Source organism: Streptomyces sp. MST-110588 (assembly GCF_022695595.1).
Classification (GTDB): domain Bacteria; phylum Actinomycetota; class Actinomycetes; order Streptomycetales; family Streptomycetaceae; genus Streptomyces.
The window spans coordinates 3,504,776-3,528,586 of the sequence record NZ_CP074380.1 but is presented as its reverse complement, the minus strand read 5'-3'; the positions used below and the strand labels follow the sequence as shown (position 1 = coordinate 3,528,586).

The window sequence follows — 23,811 nt, the reverse complement described above, 5'->3', positions numbered from 1 at the left end:
TGCTGAGCGTGCCGGCCCGTCAGGCGGGCTGCGGGGCGGCTGCCCCCTCGGCCAGGACGAAGGCCGGGTCGACCTGGGCCGCCAGATCGGCGCCGGTCTTCGCGTTGGCCCAGCTCTCCGCGTTCTTCAGGTGGAAGTGCACCATCTGGCGCGTGTAGCGCTCCCAGTCGCGCTGCTCATAAGAGGCGTCCGCGGCGGCGTGCAGAAGCGTCAGCGCCTCCCGGTTGGGCGCCTCCAGCGAGGCGAAGCGGGTCGTACGGCCCTTCTCCATCGCACGCACCCAGTCGGAGTGTCCGACGGCCACCAACAGGTCCTCGCCCACCTCCGCCCGCAGGAAAGCGAGATCGTCCGGGTTCTGGACCTTGTTGCCGACGACCCTCAATGGGACACCAAAATCGCGTGCGTACTCCTTGTACTGGCGGTAGACGGCGACGCCCTTACGGGTGGGCTCGGCGACCAGGAACGTCATGTCGAACCGGGTGAACATCCCGGAGGCGAACGAGTCGGAGCCGGCCGTCATGTCGACCACGACGTACTCCTCCCGCCCGTCCACGAGGTGGTTCAGGCACAGTTCGACCGCGCCGACCTTGGAGTGGTAGCAGGCCACGCCGAGATCGGACTCGGTGAACGGCCCGGTCGCCATCAGGCGCACCGTCTCGCCTTCCAGGAGCACCGGCCGGGCGCAGGCGTCGTAGACCGGGTTGTCCCCGGTCACGTGCAGCAGCCGTGAGCCCTCACCGGGCGGCGTCGTCTTGATCATGGTCTCGGCGGAGGCGATACGCGGATTGTCGCCGCGCAGATAGTTCTTGATCAGGGGCAGATGGGCGCCCATGGCGGGGAGGGCGGCGGCCTCTGCCTCGTCCAGGCCGAGAGCGACCCCCAGATGCTGATTGATGTCGGCGTCCACCGCCATCACAGGGACGCGTGACGCGGCGAGGTGGCGGATGAACAGGGAGGACAGGGTCGTCTTGCCGCTGCCGCCCTTACCTACGAAAGCGATCTTCATGTTCACGAAGGGTAATTGCCCTATCGCTCACGGTGAGAGATTTGCGTGAAGAAGACCACTCCTTCGAGGGGCGGCGGTCAGCGGTGCGTAGGGTCTTACCCATGGCCGCACTCAACCGGGGGACCGCCCCCGTCCCCCGAAGCCGACCGACGACCCGCTCGCCACCCTGGCGTCGCTCCCGGGGGTCGCCGAGTCCGTGGACGCCGTACGCAAGGGTGTCGACCGGGTCTACGGGCACCGGGTCATGCGGCGCCGCAGCAATGAGGTCACCTCGGAGGCGGCGCTGCGCGGAGCGCGCGGTTCGGCCGCGCTGCACGGCGCCGACTGGGCACTGGAAGAGGTACGGCGGCGCACCGACTTCGGTGCCGAGGGCGAGCCGCGCACGGTCGGCGCCGCACTGCGGCTGACGGCCGAGGCGGGGCAGTTGCTGAGCGTGTGGCGGCAGTCGCCGCTGCGGGTGCTGGCGCGGCTGCACCTGGTGGCGGCCGGCGGCAGCGGCGTGCCGGAGGAGTCGGTGGGGCGGCCCCGGACGGCCGGTGAGTCCGTCGAGGACCCTTTGGTGGAGCTGGCGCTGCCGGACGCGGACGAGGTGGCCGGGCGGCTGGACGGGCTGGCGCGGCTGCTGCTGGCGGGCACCGGGGCGCCGGCGCTGGTGGTGGCGGCGGTGGTGCACGGCGAGCTGCTGGCGCTGCGCCCCTTCGGCTCGTACAACGGGCTCGTCGCCCGCGCGGCGGAGCGGATCGTGCTGGTCGGCAGCGGACTGGACCCCAAGTCGATCTGCCCGGCCGAGGTCGGGCACGCCGAGCTGGGCCGCGACGCCTATACGGCGGCGCTGGAGGGGTACGCCTCCGGGACTCCCGAAGGGGTGGCGGCGTGGATCGCGCACTGTGGGCGCGCGGTCGAACTGGGCGTCCGGGAGAGCACGGCGGTGTGCGAGGCGCTTCAGCGAGGGGCGGCCTGAGGCTCTGGGACTCGGGCCTGAGCCCCTGAGAGGGGCGGGCCTGGGAGGCGTACGGCCCGGAACAGGGTTGCGGCGGTACCACGTCCTGATTGGTACCGCCGCTGGCACGTCCGCCGGGTTACCAGTGCGTGCTCGATGTCGCCCATCAGGTCGGAGATCTTCGTCCTTACCTGGTGCGGCTGGCCCGTAATCGACGGGTCGGCGTCGCGTGGGTGCCCGGCGTTCGTGCTTCGGTCCGTGGGGCCTTGGTGCGTCAAAGGAGATCCTCGCGGATGTCCTCGGTCTCGCGGGCCGTTAATTCCTTTGTACTCCGGATGAGAGGCAAGTGGAACCCCTCACCGCACATAATTACGTTTGTCTTCAAACGCGGGTAACACGGGAACCGCGGGTAATGCGGGCAAATGACGTTCGGCGCTTACTGGCGTACCAGACCAGACCCGCGGTGACCGCTGCCGCGCCCACGGCGGCGACGGTCGCCAGTACAGGACGCGAGGGCATGGACAGGGCGGGCAGCCGCTGCTTGAGGCGGACCGGCCGGTTGAAGCTCAAAATGGGCCAGTCGCGTACAAGGGCCTCCCGCCGCAGGGCCCGGTCGGGATTGACCGCGTACGGATGGCCGACCGCCTCCAGCATCGGGATGTCGGTCGCCGAGTCGCTGTAGGCATAACAGCGCTCCAGGTCATAGCCCTCGGAGGCGGCGAGTTCCTTGACCGCCAGGGCCTTGGTCGGGCCGTACGCGTAGTACTCCACCTCGCCGGTGAAACGGCCGTCCGGGCCCACGACCATACGGGTGGCCACGACCCGGTCCGCGCCGAGCAGTTCGCCGATCGGCTCGACGACCTCGGCTCCGGAGGTGGAGACGATCACGACGTCGCGGCCGGCGGCGTGGTGCTCCTCGATGAGGGACGCGGCCTCGTCGTAAATGATCGGGTCGATCAGGCTGTGCAGGGTCTCGGCGACGATCTCCCGGACCTGGGCTACGTCCCAGCCACGGCAGAGGGAGGAGAGGTACTCGCGCATCCGCTCCATCTGGTCGTGGTCGGCGCCGCCCGCCAGGAAGACGAACTGGGCGTACGCGGTGCGCAGGACGGCGCGGCGATTGATCAGGCCGCCTTGGTAGAACGACTTGCTGAACGCCAGCGTGCTCGACTTTGCAATGACGGTCTTGTCCAGATCGAAGAACGCGGCGGTACGGGGTGTCGAGTGGGGCACGGAGTGGGGCACGGAGTGCGTCACGGAGTCGATTTCCACGAGCCGAGCATAGGCGCCCACCATTCGGCGTAAGGTGTGGCGCGTGGGTTTGCCTGAGAAGGCTCTCGGGTACACCATGGAAGTCACGGATCGTTCGCGACCGTGCTAACCCGGCCCGACTCCTCCCCCCCCGAGTCGGCCGTGGGGACGACCCCCGCTCTCCCCCCCGGCGGGGGTCGTCGCATGTCCGGACACCTTTGGCGGTGTCCGGAGGGGTTCTCGTTCCCTCTCTTCCCGGCTTCCGACCGGCCGCGCCGTAGATCGCTGAACGTCACAGAGGGTAGTCATTTCGCTGCTCTAAGGAAGCTGAAGTTGGTCACCGGTATAGGTGACGGGGATATTCACACCCCCCGAAGTTGTCCACAGTTTTCGACCAAGATCCACGAGATTTCCCGGCTCCCTGCACGGTGAAAGTCCGCGGAGTTCGCGGATGTGTGAGTTGTGTAGCGACAGGGGGACGGAACGTGGCCGGAATCATGGCATCCGATCAGTCGGCCGACACCGGCGATCAGCGCGGCGGTCCGCTGATCGTCACCGAGGACGAAACGCTTTTGGACGACCTCCTCAGACTGTGCGCAGCCGCCGGCGCACTGCCCGAGGTGGCACACGGGACACCGGGGCCGCACACGGGCTGGGAGACGGCGCCCTTGGTGATCGTCGGCGACGACTGCGCGCCGAGGCTGCGCGGGCTGCGGCGCAGGGAAGGCGTGGTGCTCGTCGGCCGGGACCCCGATGACGCCTCGGTCTGGCAGCGGGCGGTGGGGATCGGGGCGGACCGTGTGCTGGTGCTGCCCGACGGCGAGAGCTGGCTGGTGGACCGGATCGCCGACGCGGCCGAAGGGGTCGGGCCGCCCGCCGTGACGGTCGGGGTGATCGGCGGCAGGGGCGGCGCCGGGGCGAGCACCCTGGCATGCGCGCTGGCGGTCACGGCGGCCCGTACGGGCCACCGGACCATGCTGGTCGACGCCGACCCCTTGGGCGGCGGCCTGGACGTCGCGCTCGGCGGCGAGCGGGAAAAGGGACTGCGCTGGCCGGCGTTCGCCGAATCCCGCGGGCGGGTGGGCAGCGGCGCGCTGGCGGAATCCCTGCCGCGACTGCATGCCCTGCGCGTGCTGAGCTGGGACCGGGGCGACTCGGTCACCGTCCCGCCACCCGCCATGCGGGCCGTCATGGCGGCGGCGCGCAGGCGCGGCGGTGTCGTGGTGGTGGACCTGCCGCGCCGGCTGGACGAGGGAGCCGTGGAGGCGCTCTCCCAGGTGGACGTGGGGCTGCTGGTGGTGCCCGCCGAACTGCGGGCGGTCGCGGCGGCGCGCCGGGTGGCGGCGGGCGTCCAGATGGTGCTGCGGGACCTGCGGACGGTCGTACGGGCGGACCCGGCGGCCGGGATGACGGACGAGGAGATCGCCCGGCTGCTCGGCCTGCCGCTGGCCGGAGAACTGCCCTGGGAGCCCGGCCTGTTGGAGGAACTGGCGCGCGGTGCGCCACCGGGGGCGAGCGTACGCGGACCGCTGGGCCGGTTCTGTACGGCCTTCTGGGAGCGGGCGCTGCCCCAGGAGCACGGCACCGCCGCCCACCGTGGCGAAGGGGGTGCCTCCACATGAACGAGCACACGAGCACACGCACCACAGGACGTACGGGCCAGCCGGTGGGAACGGCACTGCTGGAGGCGGTACGCCGAAGGCTCGCCGGAGCCGGTACGGACCCGACACCCGCGCGCGTAGCGGTGGCGCTGCGACAGGAGGGGCGGCTGCTGGGGGACGCCGAAGTGCTGGGCGTGGTGGCCGCGTTGCGGTCGGAGATGGTGGGCAGCGGCCCCCTGGAACCGCTGCTCGCCGCGCCCGAGGTGACGGACGTCCTGGTCACCGCGCCCGACGAGGTCTGGGTGGACCGGGGCGGCGGCCTGGAGCGTACGGACACCCGCTTCGCGGACGAGGCGGCGGTGCGCAGACTGGCACAGCGGCTGGCGGCGGTCGCCGGCCGGCGGCTGGACGACGCCCGCCCATGGGTGGACGCCCGCCTGCCCGACGGCACCCGGCTGCACGCCGTACTGCCACCGGTCGCCGTCGCGGGCACCTGCCTGTCGCTGCGGGTACTGCGCCCACGGGCCTTCAGCCTGGCAGAGCTGACGGCGGCGGGCACGGTACCCCCGGGCGGCGGCCGGCTGCTGCGCGCGGTCGTCGATGCCCGGGTGTCCTTCCTGATCAGCGGCGGTACGGGAACGGGCAAGACGACGCTGCTGAGCACGCTGCTGGGTCTGGTCGGCCCCGGCGAGCGGATCGTCCTGGCCGAGGACTCCGCCGAACTGCGGCCGGACCACCCCCATGTCGTACGGCTGGAGGCGCGGCCCGCCAACCAGGAAGGCGCCGGCCGGGTGACCTTGCGGGACCTGGTGCGCCAGGCCCTGCGGATGCGCCCGGACCGCCTGGTGGTGGGCGAGGTCCGCGGCCCCGAAGTCACCGACCTGCTGGCGGCGCTCAACACGGGCCACGAAGGAGGCTGCGGGACTGTCCACGCAAACGCCGCCTGTGACGTTCCGGCGCGCCTGGAGGCTCTGGGGTCGACGGCGGGGCTCGACCGGGCCTCCCTGCACAGCCAGTTGGCGGCTGCCCTGTCGGTGGTGCTGCACCTCGTACGGGACCGGGACGGGCGGCGCCGGATCGCGCGGCTGGACGTACTGGAGCGGGACCGGAGCGGACTGGTGACCACCGTACCCGCCGCCCTGTGGGGCGCGGACGGCTTCCAGGAGGCGGACGGCTGGTCACGGCTGAAGCGGCTGTGCGAGCGAGGAGGGGACGTGTGATGAGCGCAGGAGCGACGGCGGTCGGGGCACTGCCGGTGTGGGTGGCGCTGCTGTGCGCGGGAGTGACGGCCTGGCTGATGGGCGGGGGGAACGACTCCGTACGGGGCACACGGCGGGCCCGGTGGCTCTTCGGGGACGGCGCCTTCGGGCGGCCGGAGGGCCCGGCCGGGGTGAGCGGGCCACAGCGGCCATGGTGGACCCCGGGACGGAGTACGGGGCGAAGGAGACGTCGCGGGGCGCTCACAGGGCGCCCGGACAGCCTGAAGGGCCCGTACGCCATGTGGTGGCGACACCGGCGGTACGGCATCCGTGGAAGCGCCGCGGGCGACACCGCCCGTGTGCCCGCGCCGCCCGGACCGTTCGGATGGTGGAGAAGGCACCGGCGCTTCGGCCGCGAGGTGTGGTGTCTGCCGGCGGGGATCGGCGTCGGCCTCCTGGGGCGGTCGGTCCTGCCCGTACTCGCCGCAGTGGCGGCCATGTTCCTGGTCGGCCGTCGGCTGAGGACGCTGGAACGAGCCAGGGAGCGGGAGCGCCGACGGGCGGAGGTGATCCGGCTGTGTGACGCGGTGGCGGGTGAACTGCACGCCGGCCGGCAACCGGGCCAGGCGCTGCTGACAGCGGGAACGAGGGCATTCGGTGATACGGGACCGGCGGTACAGGCGGCGGCGAGGTTCGGCGGCGACATCCCCAAGGCACTCCGGGCGGCGGCCCGCTCACCGGGCGCCGGGGGACTGACCGCGGTCGCGGCGTGCTGGCAGGTCGCGGCGGAGGGCGGCGCCGGCCTGGCCTCGGGACTGGAACGGATCGCGGCGGCCCTGCGGTCCCAGCGCGACCAACGGGAGGACCTGCGGGCCCAACTGGCCGGTCCCCGGGCGACGGCTCTGATGCTGGCGCTGCTGCCGCTGGGTGGCCTCCTGATGGGCACCGCACTGGGAGCCGACCCGCTGCGGGTCCTGCTCCACACCCCCGCCGGGTGGGGGTGCCTGGCGGTCGGCCTGCTCTTGGAGTGGGGCGGGCTGATCTGGACCGCCCGAATCGTGAGCGGGGTGGCGAATCCGGCAGCGGACGGAGCCGGGAGTGGCGAGGGGGTGAGCGCGAGATGACCGCCGACGTCATCCACAGGCTGGGGATCGTGGTCCCGGCCGTGGCGGCCGGAGTGTGCTGTGCAGCCGTCATCAGTGAAACGTGGCACGGCCGGAACGTACGACGACGGGCGGGAACCCTCCTGCAACAGATGAGCTCCGGCCCCCGCGGCACACCCCACCACGACGGAAGCCCCGACAACACCGGAAAGCCTCACCCCCACCCGCAGCTCTGGGCCCGGGCGGCGCGCGAATGGTCCGCCCCGGTGGGAGCCGCCTTGGCGGGACTCGTCCTGGTCGGCGGAGCAATCGGTGCCGTGGTCGCGCTCTGCGTCGCGTACGGCGGATGGCGGTGGCAACGGCGTACGCGGGCGACGGCGGCCGAGCGGACGCGGCAGGCCGCGGTACGCGCCGAACTGGCGCCGGCCGCGGACCTGCTGGCCGCCTGTCTCGCGGCGGGCGCCGGACCACGGGAGGCGGCCGGAGCCGTCGGGCGGTCGCTCGACGGCCCGGTCGGGGAACGGCTGCGCCAAGTGGCGGCGGAACTCCGGCTGGGCGGGGACCCACCCGTGGCATGGGCACGGTTCGCCGCGCTGCCCGGAGCGGAAGAACTGGCCCGGTCCATGGAGCGGGCCGGCATATCAGGCGCACCGGCCGTCGATGCGGTCTCCCGCGCTGCGGCTGAACTCCGGGCCGAATGGGCAAGGGCGACGGCCGCTCGCGCGCGACGCGCGGGCGTGCTGGTCACCGCACCGCTGGCCGGCTGCTTCCTGCCCGCCTTCCTGGCGGTCGGCCTCCTGCCCGTCCTGATCGGCCTGGCGCACACCCTCCTGGCACACAACTGACCCAAGGACCCACGACCACAGAGGAGAGCGACATGTCCCTCCGGCAACCACAGCAACCACCCCGGTCACCACAACCACCCCGATCACCACGACCCCGGCCCCATCCGCGCCCTCACCGACGACGCACGCCAGGCCGGATCGCGGCCGATCAGGGACTGGTCACCTCGGAATATGCCGTGGGCACTCTCGCGGCCTGCGCCTTCGCGGCTGTGCTCTACAAAATCCTGACCAGCCACGCGGTCGGGTCGATGCTGCAAGCGCTGGTCGGGAAGGCACTCGATGCGCCGTTCTGAAACAGCGGTCGGGCGTGACGGCGGTTTCGTGACGGCGGAAGCGGCCGTGGTGGCGCCGGTGCTGGTGCTGTTCACCGGGCTGCTCCTGTGGGGAGTGATGGCCGCCTGCGCACAGATCCGGTGCGTGGACGCCGCCCGGGCGGGAGCCAGAGCTGCTGCGCGATCGGAGCCGTCGTCAGCCGTCCTCAAGGCGGCACGCGACGCGGCCCCGCCCGGTGCACAGGTGCTGCTGACCCGGAACGGCGACCTGGTACGCGTACGCGTCGATGCGGCAGCCCCCGGAACGGGCCCGTTGTCGCTCCCGCTCAGAGGGGAGGCGACGGCTCTTGCGGAGGAAACGGTGCGGGGATGAGGGCTCGGCCACGGTGTGGGCGGTCTTCGCTGCGATGGCACTGTGCGCGGTGTTCGCGGGCGTCGTCGCGATGGGCCAGGCCGTGCTGGCCCGCCACCGCGCGGGCGCGGCAGCGGACCTGGCCGCCCTGGCCGCCGCCGACCAGGCACTCCAGGGGCAGACAAAGGCATGCCGCACGGCCGGCCGGGTGGCGGGGGACCAGGGCGTACGGATGACCCGGTGCACCCTGGACGGCGAAGTGGCCGACATCGAGACCGAGGTCCGCACCGGCCCTTTCACCGCCCACACCCGCTCCCGGGCCGGCCCACCCGACCCGACGGCCCGCACGATGACGTACGCGTCCCGAACCGCCGTTCCTGCCTTGGCCCCCGCCGGGCCGACGAGAGCCGGCGTCGGACTCGTCGACACGCCGAATGACACGCCTGACGACGCGCCCGGCGCGCACAACCACCCCCGATCACCCGGACGGCGGCATACGGGCTCAGGGCTGGGCGGCGTCGGGGGCCGACTTCAGGAGGACGGTCAGCAGGCGGAGGGCGGCGCGTTTGTGGAGCGGTTCGTTGCCGTTGCCGCACTTGGGGGACTGGATGCAGGACGGACAGCCGGCCTCGCACTCGCACGAGGCGATGGCCTGGCGGGTGGCGTCCAGCCAGGTGGCGGCGGTGTGGAAGGCCCGCTCGGCGAAGCCCGCGCCGCCGGGGTGCCCGTCGTAGACGAAGACGGTCGGGAGGAGGGTGTCCGGGTGGAGCGGTACGGACACGCCGCCGATGTCCCAGCGGTCGCACGTGGCGAAGAGCGGCAGCATGCCGATGGAGGCGTGCTCGGCGGCGTGCAGGGCGCCGCCGAGCTGTTCCGGATTGACGCGGGCGGCGTCGAGCTGGTCCTCGGTGACCGTCCACCACACGGCGCGGGTGCGCAGCGTACGGGGCGGCAGGTCCAGCTTGGTCTCGCCCAGGACCTCGCCGGTGATGAGTCTGCGGCGCAGGAAGGAGACGACCTGATTGGTGACCTCCACGGAGCCGAAGCACAGCCGCGACGCACCCCAGGGGACTTCCGTGTCGGTCTCCAGGATGGAGATGGCGGTGGTGTCGCGGGCGGTCGTGGAGTAGGGCGGGGAGGCTTCCTCGACGAGGGCGACGTCGTCCTCCAGGTCCAGGTGCCGGACCAGATACGTACGGCCCTGGTGGAGGTGGACGGCACCCTCGTGGACGGTGGTGTGCGCCGCCGCCGCGTCCACCGTGCCCAGCAGCCGGCCGGTGGCGGCCTCCACGATCTGGACCGGGGTGCCGCCCTGGCCGCGGATGTCGGTGAGGTCGGCGGCCCGCTCGCGCCGCGTCCAGTGCCAGGCGCGGGCCCGGCGGCGCAGCAGCCTGCGCGCTTCGAGCACCGGCAGCAGTTCGTGGGTCTGCGGCCCGAAGAGGGCGAGGTCGTCCTCGGTGAGCGGCAGCTCGGCCGCCGCGGCGCACAGGTGCGGCGCCAGGACGTAGGGGTTGTCGGGGTCCAGGACCGTGCTCTCCACGGGCCGGCGGAAGAGGGCCTCGGGGTGGTGGACGAGATACGTGTCCAGCGGGTCGTCCCGGGCGACGAGCACGGCCAGCGCGCCCTGCCCCGAACGTCCCGCGCGGCCGGCCTGCTGCCACAGCGAGGCGCGGGTGCCGGGATAGCCGGCGATGACGACGGCGTCCAGGCCGGAGACGTCCACGCCCAGCTCCAGGGCGGTGGTGGCGGCGAGCCCGAGGAGGTCGCCGGTGTGCAGCGCGTGCTCCAGCGCGCGCCGCTCCTCGGGGAGATATCCGCCCCGGTAGGCGGCGACCCGAGCGGGCAGCGAGCGGTCGACGTCGGCCAGGCGTTCCTGGGCGATCAGCGCGATCAGCTCGGCGGCGCGCCGGGAGCGTACGAAGGCGACGCTGCGTACGCCCTGGACGACGAGGTCGGTCAGGAGGTCGGCGGTCTCGGCGGTGGCCGTACGGCGGACCGGCGCGCCCTGTTCGCCGTGCAGTTCGGTCAGCGGCGGCTCCCACAGGGCGAAGACCAGTTCGCCGCGGGGCGAGGTGTCCTCGGTGATCTCCACGACGGGTACGCCGGTGAGCCGGCCGGCCGCCTGCGCGGGGTCGGCGGCGGTAGCGGAGGCGAGGAGGAAGACGGGATCGGAGCCGTAGCGGGCGCAGACACGCCGGAGGCGGCGTATGACCTGGGCCACGTGTGAGCCGAAGACGCCGCGGTAGGTGTGGCACTCGTCGATGACGACGTACCGCAGTGCGCGCAGGAAGGAGGACCAGCGGGGATGGGCCGGGAGGATGCCGCTGTGCAGCATGTCCGGGTTGGTCAGGACGTAGTTGCCGTACTGACGTACCCATTCGCGCTCTTCGACCGGCGTGTCGCCGTCGTACACGGCGGGCCGTACGGCGGTGCCGAGAGGGGCGGCCAGGTCGCGTACGGCGCGCCGCTGGTCGGCGGCGAGGGCCTTGGTGGGGGCGAGGTACAGCGCGGTCGCGCCCCGCCCGTTGGGGGCCGCGGAGCCGTCGAGGAGTGCGCTGAGGACCGGCGCCAGGTAGGCCAGGGACTTGCCGGACGCCGTGCCGGTGGCGACGACGACGGACTCGCCGTTCAGCGCGTGTTCGGACGTACGGGCCTGGTGGGCCCAGGGACGCTCGATTCCGGCTGCGCGGATGGCGTCGATCACTTCCGGACGGATCCGTGCGGGCCATTCCGCATGGCTGCCGATGCGCGGGGGCAAGTGCTCCGTATGAGTGATGCGCGTAGCGCGGGTCGCCCCCCGGGTGAGACGGTCCAGAACCGTGCCCGGGGAGGGGCTTGGGCCCGCGTCCGGCGGGAGTTGATTGGAGGCCATCGGCACCGAGTGTGTCACCGGTGTGACGGACAATGCTGACAAGGCGTCGTGCGCGCCTGCTGGTAAGTGATTGAATGCCATCGCGGCTGCCGATCCATGGGGGGCGACCGCTCGATAGCAAGGTGCTGGAGGATCCGTGGACCTGTCCCTGTCGACCCGAACCGTTGGCGACCGTACGGTCGTCGAGGTCGGTGGTGAGATTGATGTATACACCGCGCCCAAGCTGCGGGAACAGCTTGTCGAGCTCGTGAACGACGGAAGCTACCACCTGGTGGTGGACATGGAACGTGTCGACTTCCTCGACTCCACCGGGCTCGGTGTGCTGGTGGGCGGGCTGAAGCGGGTGCGTGCCCATGAGGGCTCGCTGCGCCTGGTCTGCAACCAGGAGCGCATTTTGAAGATCTTCCGTATCACCGGACTGACCAAGGTGTTCCCGATTCACACCTCGGTCGACGACGCCGTCTCGGCGACAGACTGACGGCCGGCCGGTGCCCCGCGCCGACGGCGCGGGGTAGGAAGCAGTGGAGGGAACCGGGCTTGGCGGTCCGGTCCCCTGCGTTGCACGCCCGCATATCGAGGGGGATGGCATGACCACCGTCGAACTCCGTTTCAGCGCCCTTCCCGAGCACGTGCGCACCGCGCGGCTGGTCGCGGCTGCCGTGGCGCGCCGGGCCGGCGTGGACGAAGCGGTGCTGGACGAGGTGCGTCTCGCCGTGGGTGAGGCGTGTACCCGAGCGGTGGGGCTGCATCGCAGCAATGCCATTTCCGCGCCCGTACGCGTCGTGCTGGTGGAGGACGAGAAGAAGTTCTCCATCGAGGTGGGCGACGAGGTGCCGTGCGGTCCGGCGGCGGCCAAAGCGGTGCCGGACGCGCGTGGCGCGGACGGCGACGCGTCGCCGGGCGGCGAGGGACCCGCCGCGGAGAACGGTGACGGCGGGGTCGACGGCGACGACGAGATGGGACTCGCGGTCATCAGCGGGCTGGTCGACGACGTCGAGGTCACCTCCGGCGAGAACGGCGGGGTCATCCGCATGAGCTGGCCGACGGCGCCCGCTCCCGTTCTTCCCTGACGTCGGCCTCGTACCTTCTCAGGCACCACGCACCACCCCTTCGGCCTGGTGAATCCCACGCGTACCGGCGGCCTGACGGCCCGTCGGCGCCTTGGCATGTCCGCGCGCCTCCGCCGCCGGCCTCGCACCGCCCCCGGCCCCCGCCTCGGCCGCGCTGCCCCCTCGCCCCGGCCGCGCTGCCCCCTCGCCCCCGCCGCGCCGCCCTCGCCCCCATCGCGCCGCCCTCGCCCCCACCACCCGCCGTCACGGCCACGTCCCCGCCGCGCCGCCCCGTCCCCGCCCTCCACTGCCCCGCCCCGGCCGCCTCCCGCTCCCGTGTGTTCCCGCACCGTTTCCGGCGCGCCCCGGCACGTACACCAGGCGTTCCCGTAGTCCCGTTCCCAGACACTCCCGTAGTCGTCTTCCCAGGCGCTCCGCCCCGTCCCCGGGCGCTCTCGTCCCGTTCCCGGGCGATTCCCGGACCGTTCTCCTACCGCCTTTCATACGTCGCGGTCGGCTCGTACGTCCGTACGGCCCCCCGTACCGCCGCCCCGGGCCCGTACGCGCCTGCCCCGGCATCCGCGGTCACGGCCGGATACGCAAACGGACGCGGCACCTCTTTGAGCAGCGGCGTTCAGTAAGACACTGAGATCATCGGCCGGATGTCAGCGAATTCCTTCCTTTCCTCCGTCCGGGCGAATTCCCGCAGCGCTCGCCTTTTGATCTTCCCGGTAGCAGGCGAATTCCCTTTGAGGCGCACTGTTTTGATCTAGTGCGGCTCCCTACAATCCGTCCACACCTTTGCTCAGGACGCCTGAGCGTGCTTCCGCGCGCCCATGTGCCAAACGTCAAGGAGGACGAATGGCGGGGCCTTACACCCCTCAGTTGCTGGACACCCCCTCATACCTGGCCGAGCCATCACTGACGACCGGAAACCGCGGCATCGTGGTCGCGATCGCCGTCGTGGCGCTGGCGGCCCTGGCCGTCGCGGCGGTGCTGGTGCGCCAAGTGCTCGCGGCCGGCGAGGGAACCGACAGCATGAAGAAGATCGCCGCGGCCGTGCAGGAAGGCGCGAATGCCTACCTGGCGCGGCAGTTGCGCACGCTCGGCGTATTCGCCGTCGTGGTGTTCTTCCTGCTCATGCTGTTGCCCGCGGACAACTGGACGCAGCGCGCGGGGCGCAGCGTCTTCTTCTTGATCGGCGCCGGATTCTCGGCGGCCACCGGTTATATCGGCATGTGGCTGGCGGTACGCAGCAATGTGCGCGTGGCGGCGGCGGCCCGGGAAGCCACTCCGGCCGAGGGCGATACGCGGGAAAGGGATCTCACGGCCGTCTCGCACAAAGCCATGAAGATCGCTTTTCGCACGGGCGGTGTCGTCGGCATGTTCACCGTGGGGCTCGGCCTTTTGGGCGCGTCCTGTGTCGTGCTCGTCTACGCGGTCGACGCGCCCAAGGTCCTGGAGGGCTTCGGGCTGGGCGCCGCGCTGATCGCGATGTTCATGCGGGTCGGCGGCGGCATCTTCACCAAGGCCGCGGACGTCGGCGCCGACCTCGTCGGCAAGGTCGAGCAGGGCATCCCCGAGGACGACCCGCGCAACGCCGCGACCATCGCGGACAACGTGGGCGACAACGTCGGCGACTGCGCGGGCATGGCCGCCGACCTGTTCGAGTCCTACGCCGTGACGCTGGTGGCGGCCCTCATCCTGGGCACGGCGGCCTTCGGTGACTCGGGGCTCGCCTTCCCGCTCCTCGTACCGGCCATCGGTGTGGTGACGGCGATGATCGGCATCTTCCTGGTCTCCCCCCGGCGCTCCGACCGCAGTGGCATGACCGCCATCAACCGCGGGTTCTTCATCTCCGCCGGCATCTCCCTGGCGCTGGTGGCCACCGCCGTCTTCACCTACCTCCCGTCCTCCTACAAGGACCTGGACGGCGTGACCGACCCGGCGATCCTGGGGCGCGACGGCGACCCGCGGGTGCTGGCCCTGGTGGCGGTCGCCATCGGCATCGTGCTGGCCGCGCTCATCCAGCAGCTCACGGGCTACTTCACCGAGACCAGCCGCAGGCCCGTACGGGACGTCGGCAAGACCTCGCTGACCGGGCCGGCCACCGTGGTCCTGTCCGGCATCTCCCTGGGCCTGGAGTCGGCCGTCTACTCGGCGGTCCTGATCGGTCTGTCGGTGTACGGCGCATTCCTGCTGGGCGGCGCGTCCATCATGCTGGCGCTGTTCGCGGTCGCGCTGGCCGGCACCGGCCTGCTGACCACCGTCGGCGTCATCGTCGCGATGGACACCTTCGGCCCGGTCTCCGACAACGCCCAGGGCATCGCCGAGATGTCCGGTGACGTCACGGGCGACGGCGCGCAGGTCCTCACCGACCTGGACGCCGTGGGCAACACCACCAAGGCCATCACCAAGGGCATCGCCATCGCCACGGCGGTGCTCGCCGCCTCGGCGCTCTTCGGCTCCTACCGGGACGCGATCGCCACCGCCGTACGGGACGTCGGCAAGGCCGCCGGCGGCATGGGGCTGAGCCTGGACATCTCCCAGCCCAACAACCTGGTCGGGCTGGTCCTGGGCGCCTCGGTCGTCTTCCTCTTCTCCGGACTGGCGATCAACGCGGTGTCCCGGTCGGCGGGCGCGGTGGTCTTCGAGGTACGTCGGCAGTTCCGCGAGCGCCCCGGCATCATGGATTACACCGAGAAGCCCGAGTACGGGCGGGTGGTGGACATCTGCACCAAGGACGCGCTGCGCGAACTGGCCACCCCGGGCCTGCTGGCGGTGCTCACCCCCATCGCGGTCGGCTTCTCGCTCGGCGTGGGCGCGCTCGGCTCGTTCCTGGCGGGCGCGATCGGCACCGGGACCCTGATGGCGGTCTTCCTCGCCAACTCCGGAGGCGCGTGGGACAACGCCAAGAAGCTGGTCGAGGACGGCCACCACGGCGGCAAGGGCAGCGAGGCGCATTCGGCGACCGTCATCGGCGACACGGTCGGCGACCCGTTCAAGGACACCGCGGGCCCGGCGATCAACCCGCTGCTGAAGGTGATGAACCTGGTGTCGCTGCTGATCGCGCCGGCCGTGGTGAAGTTCTCCTACGGGCAGGACAAGAGCATCGGCGTACGGATCGTGGTCGCGCTGCTCGCCATCGGGATCATCATCGGCGCGGTGTACGTCTCCAAGCGGCGCGGCATCGCGATGGGTGACGAGGACAACTCCGGGAAGGCGGTCAAGGCGGCCGACCCCGCGGTGGTGTCCTGAGGGTCCCGCACCGCTCAACGGGCGGGTGACCGGCGTCTTTTGGACGCGCCGGGCACCCGCCCGTCGCCGTGTCCGCGCGGTGCGGATGCCTTGGTGCAAATGGCTGCAATGAGGGTCGTGCGCGCTGCCCGGCTCGTGGCCCGGGCCCTTCGGACGTGTATGTTCCGGGGCCGTAGGCCATGGAAGGGACCGATCCGGTGAACAAGAAGCTTGTGGCTGCACTGTCCGGCGGTGCGGCACTGGTGCTCGCACTGACCGGCTGCAGCGACGACGAGGGCAACAAGCTCGACGACTGGGCCAAGAAGTTCTGCGACCCCGCGCAGGCCCAGTTCAAGAAGATCCAGGACGCCAACGCGGCCATGCAGACGGCCGACGACGGGAACACGCCCTCCAAGAAGATCCAGGAGACCGACTCCAAGGCGTTCCAGCAGGTCTCCGACGCCTACGCGGCGCTGTCCGCGTCGCTGGGCAAGGCCGGCGCCCCGCCCGCCGAGGGCGGCGAGGAGTCGCAGAAGAACGCGGTCAAAGAACTCAACTCCCTCTCCAAGGGCTACACCGACCTGAAGAAGCAGGTCGAGGGGCTGGACACGGGCGACAAGCTGAAGTTCGCGGGCGGCCTGCGCAGCCTGTCCGACGGCATCAACAAGCTCAACAAGCAGAGCGAAGAGGCGTTCAAGAAGCTGGAGGCCAAGGACGTCGGGAAGGCGATGGCCCGGCAGCCCGGCTGCCAGACGCAGAACGCGAAGGGCTCCGGGCAGCCGTCCGTACAGCCGAAGAAGTAGCGGGCGGCGGGGCGCGGAGGCGGGGCCGGCTGCGGCTCACGCTCGTACGTGCAGCTTGTGCTCGTACGGACAGCTCGCGCTCGTACGGACGAAACGCTCCCGCCCCACCCATACGGCCCGGCACCGCACCCATACGGCTCGACGCCCCGCTCGTACGGCTCGACGCCCCACCCATACGGCCCGGCGCCGCGCCCGGGAAGGACGCGGCGCCGGGCCGTCGCCGTTTGTCGGTGGTTGCCGCGACAATGGGAGCGTGAGTACGCACCTCCCCACCGCAGACGCCCAGGACCCCGAGAGCAGCGCCCGCACCGCCCGGCTGCGCGAGGCGCTGCTGGCCGCCGCCTTCACCGCCGACGGCCTGCTGGACCTGCTCGGCGCGCCCGCCTACGCCGCGCTGGCCCGCAGCGAGACCGTGCCCGCGCTGCGTGCGACCAGAGGGGACGGCCCGCTGGAGACCCTGGTGCGGCTGTTCCTGCTCCAGCGGCCGGTGGCCGGGGAGCGGGCCCGCGCGGCGCTGCCCCTGGAGGACTGCCTGGCCGACGGCTGGCTGGTGCGGGACGGCGAGGAGGTACGGGCGAGCGTGGACGTGCGCCCGTACGGCGGGCCCGAGGGCCAGGACTGGTGGATCGTCTCCGACCTGGGCTGCGCGGTCGGCGGCGCGGGCGGCATCGGGGCGGCGCAGGACGCGGCGGGCGTGGACCGCTCCCAGTTGGTGCTGGGCGTGGGCGGGGCGTCCACGACGCTGGCCGGACTGGCCGTACGGACACCGGTCGCCAAGGCCCTGGACCTCGGCACCGGCTCCGGCATCCAGGCGCTGCACGCCGCCCAGCACGCCACCCGGGTCACGGCCACCGACCTCAACCCGCGGGCACTGCGCTTCGCCGCGCTGACCCTGGCCCTGTCCGGGGCACCGGCGGCGGATCTGCGCGAGGGCTCGCTCTTCGAGCCGGTGGGGGAGGAGCGGTACGACCTGATCGTCTCCAACCCGCCCTTCGTGATCTCCCCGGGTGCCCGGCTGACGTACCGGGACGGCGGGATGGGCGGCGACGACCTGTGCCGGACGCTGGTGTCCCAGGCCGCCGACCACCTCAACGACGGCGGCTACTGCCAGTTGCTGGCCAACTGGCAGCACGTGGAGGGCGAGGACTGGCGTGACCGGGTGCGGACGTGGGTGCCGCGCGGCTGCGACGCCTGGATCGTCCAGCGCGAGGTGCAGGACGTCACGCAGTACGCCGAGCTGTGGCTGCGGGACGGCGGCGACCACCGCGCCGGCCCGCAGGAGTACGCGGCCCGGTACGACGCCTGGCTGGAGGAGTTCGAGGCACGCAAGACCAAGGCCGTGGGCTTTGGCTGGATCACCCTTCGCAAGTCGGGATCCACGAGCCCCTCGGTGACGGTCGAGGAGTGGCCGCATCCGGTCGAACAACCGCTCGGGGACGCGGTGATCGCCCACTTCGAGCGGCAGGACTATCTGCGGGCGACGGACGACGCGGCGCTGCTGGCCGGGCACTTCCGGCTCGCCGAGGAAGTGGTGCAGGAGCAGGTCGGGCTGCCGGGGGCGGAGGACCCGGAGCACGTGGTGCTGCGGCAGAACCGCGGGATGCGGCGGGCGACGAAGGTGGACACGGTCGGCGCGGGCTTCGCCGGGGTGTGCGACGGCTCGCTGCCGGCCGGGCGGATTCTGGACGCCATCGCCCAACTGGTGGGCGAGGACCCGGTGTCGCTGCGGGACCGTACCCCTGAGGCGATCCGGATGCTGATCGAGCAGGGCTTCCTGGAGCCGGTCGCGCGGGGCTGACGAGGCGCGGCTGAAGCGGTGGGGTTGGTAAGGCGCGGCTGAAGCGACGGGGCTGAAGCGGGCGGGTCGGGTAAGGCGGGGCTGAAGCAGCGGGGCTGCTGAGGCGCGGTCGGCCACCGAGCCGTACGGCGGCGTCCGAGGCCAACGGGGTGGCGTTCACCCGGCGTTGGCCCGGGCGCCGCCGCGGGGTGCCACGCTGCGCGCATGGAGAGTGGACCCCAGGCGTTCGCCGGTGTGGCGTTCGCGCTGTTCGGCGCCGGACTGCTGCTGTGGACCGGGGTACGAGGACGTACGGGTGAGCCGGTCGCCGAGGGCGTGAGCCGGCCGCTCGGCATCACCGTTGCGCTGCTGTCGGGCGTGCTGTTCCTGACGACGGGCTGCTGGCTGCTGCTGTCCCTCTAGCTTCTGTAGACCCCTAGGTTCTGTAGGCCCCGCAGGCCCCTGCAAGGCGCGGGGTCACAGCAATCACACCGTTCACTTCAGGTCGCATACGGCCCTGCGAAAAAACCATGTCGCATGTGACGCAACCATCGCGGCGATTCTGCCGTGTTCTTCATTGAAGGCCAACAACAGGCTCATTTGGGAGGAACACGTAATGAACCGTGCATACCGCCTCGCCGCCACCGGTGTTCTCAGCGCCGCTCTCGTAGCCGGTGCCGCGTCCGCCGCGTCCGCCGCTCCCACTTCTGCGACCGCGCACTCCGCCGCCGTCGCCGCCAAGGCTCCGAAGAAGGCAACGCTCACCGCCAAGGCGAGCGTCGGCACGGTCAAGGCCTGGGAGCAGTTCCGCGTCACGGGCACCTCCACCGGTGTCAAGGCCGGTACGAAGGTCACGCTCCAGCAGAAGCAGGGCGCCAAGTGGGTCTCGCTGCCCGCGAGCGCCCCGGTCAACAAGTCCGGTGCCTTCTCGCTGCGCGTCAAGCTCGGCATCAAGGGCGTCAACCAGCTCCGTATGGCCGGTGGCGGCGTCGTTTCGCCGGTCTTCAAGGTCACCGTCCGCTGACCCGGTCGATGCGGCTGACTGTTAGGACACCGTACGTAACCGTACGTCTCTTGGAAGAGCCGGTGTAGGCCCGGAAGACCGAGAAAAAGAACAAAGAAAAGACAAGAGAACAGGCAGGACGTCGGCCTCCGCGCTCACATATGACCGCGGGGGCCGACGTGCGCCGCTCGGCCGACGTACGGCGCTCAGCCGACGACGTTGCGCAGGACCATCCACAGGACGGCGGTCCCCAGGGCGACCGCGTTCCCACGCGCCCCGAACCGGGGCGCGAAGCGCCGCCCGCGCAGCCCTTCGTACAGCCAGCGCCCGAAGAACAGACCTGCCACCGGCACGCCCAGCACCAGCAGGGCGGCGTTGTCGTGGAAGGCCGCCGGGAGGTCGCCGTGCATCAGGTCGTACGCCAGCCGGGTGCCGCCGCAGGCAGGGCACAGCAGCCCGGTCGCCCACTTGAACGGGCACGGGAGCAGGATCTGGCCCGGGCGGTGCGGATCGGTGTGCCACAGGTAGACCGCGCCGAGCGTGCCGAGTGCCGCGAGGGCCGCCGTCCACCGGAGGGTCGAGACACGGACCGCCCGGGCCGGCCGATGGCCGACGGGATCAGATGAGCCGAACGAGCCGGACGAGCCGGACGAGCCGGATGAGCCGGAGGGCCTGGAGGGGCCAGGGGGATCGAAGGACACGGAGGGGACCCGAGGGGGAAAGGGAGAGAAAGAGGGAAAGGGCCGGACCGGTGGTTCTGCGCCCATCTTGCCAGCAGCCTTGCGCGGGGTGGCAGGGATGTGAGGTGATCCGCTCCGAGGGCGCCCGCCGCGCCCGCCGCCCGCGCTCACCCCCACCCGACCCGTCGCTCGCCCCACCCGACCCGTCGCTCGCCCCCACCCGACCCGCCGCCCGCCCCCACCCGACCCGCCGCCCGCGCCAGCCCGTACCCGTCAGCCGTGTCCGCCCCCGCCTTCAGCCGACCCCGCGGCCCTGTCCACCGCCCGTGCCACCGGCCACACCACCGCCCGTGCCACCGGCCGCGACCCCCGGCGGATTTCCCGCCGACGCGCGCGGGCCACGGGCCTGTGTCCGGTCCGGGCGGCATGAAGGCATGTAGTCGGGTTACCGTTCGAGTGGCGTTGCGGGGTTTTTCCGTTTGACACGGGGGCGGGATGTACCGTCACACTCCGCAGCGTCAAGCGTCACCGCACTGTCCGCCTCCAGGGCCATCCGCCACCGGAGGTACCACTCAGCGCCGACCGGAGAGAAGAGCGAAGTTGTCCCCGACCAGCGAGACCGCACAGGGCGGCGGCCGCCGACTCGTCATCGTCGAGTCGCCTGCCAAGGCGAAGACGATCAAGGGCTATCTCGGCCCCGGCTACGTGGTCGAAGCCAGCGTCGGGCACATCCGCGACCTGCCGAACGGCGCGGCAGAGGTCCCGGCGAAGTACAAGGGCGAGTCCTGGGCCCGCCTCGGCGTGAACGTCGACGCCGACTTCCAGCCGATCTATGTGGTCAACAGCGACAAGAAGGACCAGGTCAAGAAGCTCAAGGAGCTGCTGGCCGAGTCCGACGAACTCTTCCTGGCCACCGATGAGGACCGCGAGGGCGAGGCCATCGCCTGGCACCTCCAGGAGATCCTCAAGCCCAAGGTCCCGGTCCACCGGATGGTCTTCCACGAGATCACCAAGGACGCGATCCGGGCGGCCGTGGCCAACCCGCGCGAGCTGAACAAGAAGCTGGTCGACGCCCAGGAGACCCGCCGTATCCTCGACCGCCTCTACGGCTACGAGGTCTCGCCGGTCCTGTGGAAGAAGGTCATGCCGCGGCTGTCGGCGGGCCGTGTGCAGTCGGTGGCCACCCGCCTGGTCGTCGAGCGGGAGCGCGAGCGGATCGCCTTCCGCTCCGCCGAGTACTGGGACCTGACCGGCACGTTCTCCACGGGACGCGTCGGTGACCCGAGCGATCCCGCCACCCTGACCGCCAAGCTGGCCGGTGTCGACGGCCGCCGGGTCGCCCAGGGCCGGGACTTCGGTTCCGACGGCCGGCTCAAGAACGACCAGGTCCTCCACCTGGACGAGGCGAACGCGCGGGCGCTGGCCGCGGCCCTTGAGGACACCGACTTCGCCGTACGGTCGGTGGAGTCCAAGCCCTACCGCCGCTCGCCGTACGCCCCCTTCCGTACGACCACCCTCCAGCAGGAGGCCAGCCGCAAGCTCGGTTTCGGCGCCAAGGCCACCATGCAGGTGGCGCAGAAGCTGTATGAGAACGGCTTCATCACCTATATGCGTACGGACTCCACCACGCTCTCGGACACCGCGGTGGCCGCGGCCCGCGCGCAGGTGACGCAGCTCTACGGCGCCGACTACCTGCCCGACAAGCCGCGCAGCTACGCCGGCAAGGTCAAGAACGCCCAGGAGGCGCACGAGGCGATCCGCCCCTCGGGCGACCGTTTCCGTACCCCCGCGGAGACCGGCCTGACCGGCGACCAGTTCCGGCTCTACGAGCTGATCTGGAAGCGGACCGTCGCCTCCCAGATGAAGGACGCGACCGGCAACTCCGTCACGGTCAAGATCGGTGGCCGGGCCGCCGACGGCCGGGACGTCGAGTTCAGCGCGTCCGGCAAGACCATCACCTTCCACGGCTTCCTCAAGGCGTACGTGGAAGGCGCGGACGACCCGAACGCGGAGCTGGACGACCGCGAGCGGCGGCTGCCGCAGGTCCAGGAGGGCGACGCGCTGACGGCGCGCGAGATCACCGCCGACGGGCACGCCACCAAGCCGCCCGCCCGCTACACCGAGGCCACGCTCGTCAAGGAGCTGGAGGAGCGCGAGATCGGCCGCCCCTCCACGTACGCCTCGATCATCGGCACGATCCTGGACCGCGGCTACGTCTTCAAGAAGGGCACGGCCCTGGTGCCGTCCTTCCTGTCCTTCGCCGTGGTCAACCTGCTGGAGAAGCACTTCGGGCGGCTGGTCGACTACGACTTCACCGCCAAGATGGAGGACGACCTCGACCGCATCGCGCGCGGCGAGGCCCAGTCCGTGCCGTGGCTGCGCCGCTTCTACTTCGGTGAGGGCGCGGAGGGCTCGGCGGGCATCCCCGCCGGCGCCGCGGACGCCGGCAACGGCGACGGCGACCACCTCGGCGGCCTGAAGGAGCTGGTCACGGACCTGGGCGCGATCGACGCCCGGGAGGTCTCCTCCTTCCCCGTCGGCAACGGCATCGTGCTGCGGGTGGGCCGCTACGGCCCGTACGTGGAGCGCGGCGAGAAGGACGCCGAGGGCCACCAGCGCGCGGACGTGCCCGACGACCTGGCGCCCGACGAGCTGACGGTGGAGCTGGCGGAGGAGCTGCTGGCCAAGCCGAGCGGCGACTTCGAACTGGGCACGGACCCGGAGACCGGGCACCAGATCGTGGCGAAGGACGGCCGCTACGGCCCGTACGTCACCGAGGTCCTGCCCGAGGGCACGCCCAAGACCGGCAAGAACGCGGTCAAGCCGCGCACCGCCTCGCTCTTCAAGTCGATGTCGCTGGATACGGTCACGCTCCAGGACGCGCTCAAGCTGATGTCGCTGCCGCGGGTCGTGGGCAAGGACGCCGAGGGCGTGGAGATCACCGCGCAGAACGGCCGGTACGGCCCGTACCTGAAGAAGGGCACCGACTCGCGCTCCCTGGAGAGCGAGGAGCAGCTCTTCACCATCACGCTGGACGAGGCGCTGGCGATCTACGCGCAGCCCAAGCAGCGGGGGCGGGCCGCGGCCAAGCCGCCGCTGAAGGAGCTGGGCACGGACCCGGTGAGCGAGCGGCCGGTGGTCGTCAAGGACGGGCGCTTCGGTCCGTACGTGACGGACGGCGAGACCAACGCCACGCTGCGGCGGGACGACGACGTCGAGACGATCACGCCCGAGCGCGGGTACGAGCTGCTGGCGGAGAAGCGGGCCAAGGGGCCGGCGAAGAAGGCCGCCAAGAAGGCGGTCAAGAAGACGGCCGCGAAGAAGACCACGGCCGCCAAGAAGACCACGGCCGCCAAGAAGACCACGGCGGCGAAGAAGACGACCGCGGCGAAGAAGACCACGGCGGCCAAGAAGACCACGGCGGCCAAGACCACCGCGGCGAAGAAGACCGCGGCGAAGAAGACGACGGCCGCCGCGGGGCAGGCGAGCGACGGCTGAGCGGAGGAATCGTACGGCGGACGCGGGGGCGCCCGGGGCTCTGACGGGCGCCGGCGCATCCCCGCACACGCCCCGCCGGGCCCCGGGCCGGGCGGGGCCCGCGCCGCCGTGGCGCCCCTCCGGGACCGGTCCGCAACCGGTCCGCCGCCCACCGGTGACCGGCTCGGTATCCGCCCATTTGTTCGGTCGTGCGCCCAGCATGTCGTTTACGGCCGATAGGCTGGCGGAATGACGCGTGCCGAGCTACCGACGGTCGTGCCCCCCACATCCGGCGCCCTGGTCGCGGACTCCCGCGAGCGCGCCGTACGTGCGCTGCTCCGCCA

General features: G+C 71.8%; 19 protein-coding genes and 1 pseudogene. 16 read left to right on the top strand and 4 right to left on the bottom strand.

What is annotated here, in order from left to right; genetic code table 11:
- Window positions 1–19 precede the first annotated feature (19 nt).
- Entirely contained in the window at window positions 20–1,006 is a 987-nt protein-coding gene (locus KGS77_RS15415) for an ATP-binding protein (RefSeq protein ID WP_242581786.1), read from the bottom strand.
- Window positions 1,007–1,202: 196 nt separating this feature from the next.
- Between KGS77_RS15415 and KGS77_RS15410 the strand changes: the two genes are divergently transcribed.
- On the top strand, window positions 1,203–1,967 hold the full coding sequence (locus KGS77_RS15410) for an oxidoreductase (RefSeq protein WP_242581782.1): 765 nt from the start codon (window positions 1,203–1,205) through the stop codon (window positions 1,965–1,967).
- Window positions 1,968–2,327: 360 nt separating this feature from the next.
- Here KGS77_RS15410 and KGS77_RS15405 read toward each other — a convergent pair whose 3' ends face one another.
- Window positions 2,328–3,218 carry an HAD-IB family hydrolase gene (locus KGS77_RS15405; RefSeq protein WP_242581780.1) on the bottom strand — a complete coding sequence of 297 codons (891 nt, stop codon included), beginning with the start codon at window positions 3,216–3,218 and terminating at the stop codon, window positions 2,328–2,330.
- Between the two features lie 476 nt (window positions 3,219–3,694).
- On the opposite strand from KGS77_RS15405, the gene ssd reads away from it, so the two are divergent.
- From ssd to KGS77_RS35025, 7 genes and pseudogenes are all read left to right on the top strand, one after another.
- Window positions 3,695–4,819, top strand: a complete 1,125-nt coding sequence (ssd, locus tag KGS77_RS15400; RefSeq protein ID WP_242581779.1) for a septum site-determining protein Ssd — start codon at window positions 3,695–3,697, stop codon at window positions 4,817–4,819.
- On the top strand, window positions 4,816–6,018 hold the full coding sequence (locus KGS77_RS15395) for a TadA family conjugal transfer-associated ATPase (RefSeq protein WP_242581778.1): 1,203 nt from the start codon (window positions 4,816–4,818) through the stop codon (window positions 6,016–6,018). The genes ssd and KGS77_RS15395 overlap by 4 nt, the downstream gene beginning before the upstream one ends.
- Complete coding sequence (locus KGS77_RS15390; protein ID WP_242581777.1) at window positions 6,018–7,121, top strand: type II secretion system F family protein; 1,104 nt, start codon at window positions 6,018–6,020, stop codon at window positions 7,119–7,121. Before KGS77_RS15395 ends, KGS77_RS15390 begins: the two co-directional genes overlap by 1 nt.
- Before the next feature lie 131 nt (window positions 7,122–7,252).
- Window positions 7,253–7,945: a type II secretion system F family protein gene (locus KGS77_RS15385; protein ID WP_242581776.1), complete on the top strand. Its 693-nt coding sequence runs from the start codon at window positions 7,253–7,255 to the stop codon at window positions 7,943–7,945.
- 137 nt (window positions 7,946–8,082) lie between these two features.
- A complete protein-coding gene (locus tag KGS77_RS15380) occupies window positions 8,083–8,238 on the top strand; it encodes a DUF4244 domain-containing protein (RefSeq protein ID WP_242587488.1) in 156 nt (51 codons plus the stop codon).
- Window positions 8,225–8,590 (top strand): TadE family type IV pilus minor pilin, encoded by a 366-nt coding sequence (locus tag KGS77_RS15375; protein WP_242581773.1) that lies wholly within the window; start codon window positions 8,225–8,227, stop codon window positions 8,588–8,590. Before KGS77_RS15380 ends, KGS77_RS15375 begins: the two co-directional genes overlap by 14 nt.
- Window positions 8,505–8,837: pseudogene (locus KGS77_RS35025) on the top strand (Rv3654c family TadE-like protein); the annotation flags it as partial. The gene KGS77_RS15375 and the pseudogene KGS77_RS35025, both read left to right, overlap by 86 nt.
- Window positions 8,838–9,071: 234 nt before the next feature.
- Here KGS77_RS35025 and KGS77_RS15365 read toward each other — a convergent pair.
- Window positions 9,072–11,522: a DEAD/DEAH box helicase gene (locus KGS77_RS15365; RefSeq protein WP_242581770.1), complete on the bottom strand. Its 2,451-nt coding sequence runs from the start codon at window positions 11,520–11,522 to the stop codon at window positions 9,072–9,074.
- Window positions 11,523–11,577: 55 nt separating this feature from the next.
- Here KGS77_RS15365 and bldG point away from each other — a divergent pair, with 55 nt between their 5' ends.
- The 7 genes from bldG (at window position 11,578) to KGS77_RS15330 (ending at window position 19,331) form a co-directional block, all read left to right on the top strand.
- Window positions 11,578–11,919 (top strand): anti-sigma factor antagonist BldG, encoded by a 342-nt coding sequence (gene bldG / locus KGS77_RS15360; RefSeq protein ID WP_049716377.1) that lies wholly within the window; start codon window positions 11,578–11,580, stop codon window positions 11,917–11,919.
- 109 nt (window positions 11,920–12,028) lie between these two features.
- Window positions 12,029–12,511: an ATP-binding protein gene (locus tag KGS77_RS15355; protein WP_242581767.1), complete on the top strand. Its 483-nt coding sequence runs from the start codon at window positions 12,029–12,031 to the stop codon at window positions 12,509–12,511.
- An 840-nt stretch (window positions 12,512–13,351) separates the two neighbouring features.
- The gene (locus KGS77_RS15350) at window positions 13,352–15,748 is read left to right on the top strand and encodes a sodium-translocating pyrophosphatase (protein ID WP_242581763.1); all 2,397 of its coding nucleotides are present in this window, start codon (window positions 13,352–13,354) and stop codon (window positions 15,746–15,748) included.
- Between the two features lie 197 nt (window positions 15,749–15,945).
- On the top strand, window positions 15,946–16,530 hold the full coding sequence (locus KGS77_RS15345; protein ID WP_242581760.1) for a small secreted protein: 585 nt from the start codon (window positions 15,946–15,948) through the stop codon (window positions 16,528–16,530).
- Between the two features lie 253 nt (window positions 16,531–16,783).
- Window positions 16,784–18,328 carry a methyltransferase gene (locus tag KGS77_RS15340; protein ID WP_242581757.1) on the top strand — a complete coding sequence of 515 codons (1,545 nt, stop codon included), beginning with the start codon at window positions 16,784–16,786 and terminating at the stop codon, window positions 18,326–18,328.
- A gap of 204 nt (window positions 18,329–18,532) precedes the next feature.
- Complete coding sequence (locus tag KGS77_RS15335) at window positions 18,533–18,730, top strand: hypothetical protein (RefSeq protein WP_242581754.1); 198 nt, start codon at window positions 18,533–18,535, stop codon at window positions 18,728–18,730.
- A 193-nt stretch (window positions 18,731–18,923) separates the two neighbouring features.
- Window positions 18,924–19,331, top strand: a complete 408-nt coding sequence (locus KGS77_RS15330) for a hypothetical protein (RefSeq protein ID WP_242581751.1) — start codon at window positions 18,924–18,926, stop codon at window positions 19,329–19,331.
- A 185-nt stretch (window positions 19,332–19,516) separates the two neighbouring features.
- Here the strand turns inward: KGS77_RS15330 and KGS77_RS15325 are convergent, their stop codons facing one another.
- The gene (locus KGS77_RS15325) at window positions 19,517–20,011 is read right to left on the bottom strand and encodes a DUF2752 domain-containing protein (protein ID WP_242581749.1); all 495 of its coding nucleotides are present in this window, start codon (window positions 20,009–20,011) and stop codon (window positions 19,517–19,519) included.
- 579 nt (window positions 20,012–20,590) lie between these two features.
- Here KGS77_RS15325 and topA point away from each other — a divergent pair.
- Window positions 20,591–23,488, top strand: a complete 2,898-nt coding sequence (gene topA, locus KGS77_RS15320) for a type I DNA topoisomerase (protein ID WP_242581748.1) — start codon at window positions 20,591–20,593, stop codon at window positions 23,486–23,488.
- The last annotated feature ends 323 nt before the right edge of the window (window positions 23,489–23,811 follow it).

Bases quoted from the DNA above. Each gene is read 5' to 3' on its own strand.
- KGS77_RS15415 (WP_242581786.1), bottom strand. From the start codon at position 1,006: ATGAAGATCGCTTTCGTAGGTAAGGGCGGCAGCGGCAAGACGACCCTG.
- ssd (WP_242581779.1), top strand. From the start codon at position 3,695: ATGGCATCCGATCAGTCGGCCGACACCGGCGATCAGCGCGGCGGTCCG.
- KGS77_RS15395 (WP_242581778.1), top strand. From the start codon at position 4,816: ATGAACGAGCACACGAGCACACGCACCACAGGACGTACGGGCCAGCCG.
- KGS77_RS15390 (WP_242581777.1), top strand. From the start codon at position 6,018: ATGAGCGCAGGAGCGACGGCGGTCGGGGCACTGCCGGTGTGGGTGGCG.
- KGS77_RS15385 (WP_242581776.1), top strand. From the start codon at position 7,253: ATGAGCTCCGGCCCCCGCGGCACACCCCACCACGACGGAAGCCCCGAC.
- KGS77_RS15375 (WP_242581773.1), top strand. From the start codon at position 8,225: ATGCGCCGTTCTGAAACAGCGGTCGGGCGTGACGGCGGTTTCGTGACG.
- KGS77_RS15365 (WP_242581770.1), bottom strand. From the start codon at position 11,522: ATGGCATTCAATCACTTACCAGCAGGCGCGCACGACGCCTTGTCAGCA.
- KGS77_RS15355 (WP_242581767.1), top strand. From the start codon at position 12,029: ATGACCACCGTCGAACTCCGTTTCAGCGCCCTTCCCGAGCACGTGCGC.
- KGS77_RS15350 (WP_242581763.1), top strand. From the start codon at position 13,352: ATGGCGGGGCCTTACACCCCTCAGTTGCTGGACACCCCCTCATACCTG.
- KGS77_RS15335 (WP_242581754.1), top strand. From the start codon at position 18,533: ATGGAGAGTGGACCCCAGGCGTTCGCCGGTGTGGCGTTCGCGCTGTTC.
- KGS77_RS15330 (WP_242581751.1), top strand. From the start codon at position 18,924: ATGAACCGTGCATACCGCCTCGCCGCCACCGGTGTTCTCAGCGCCGCT.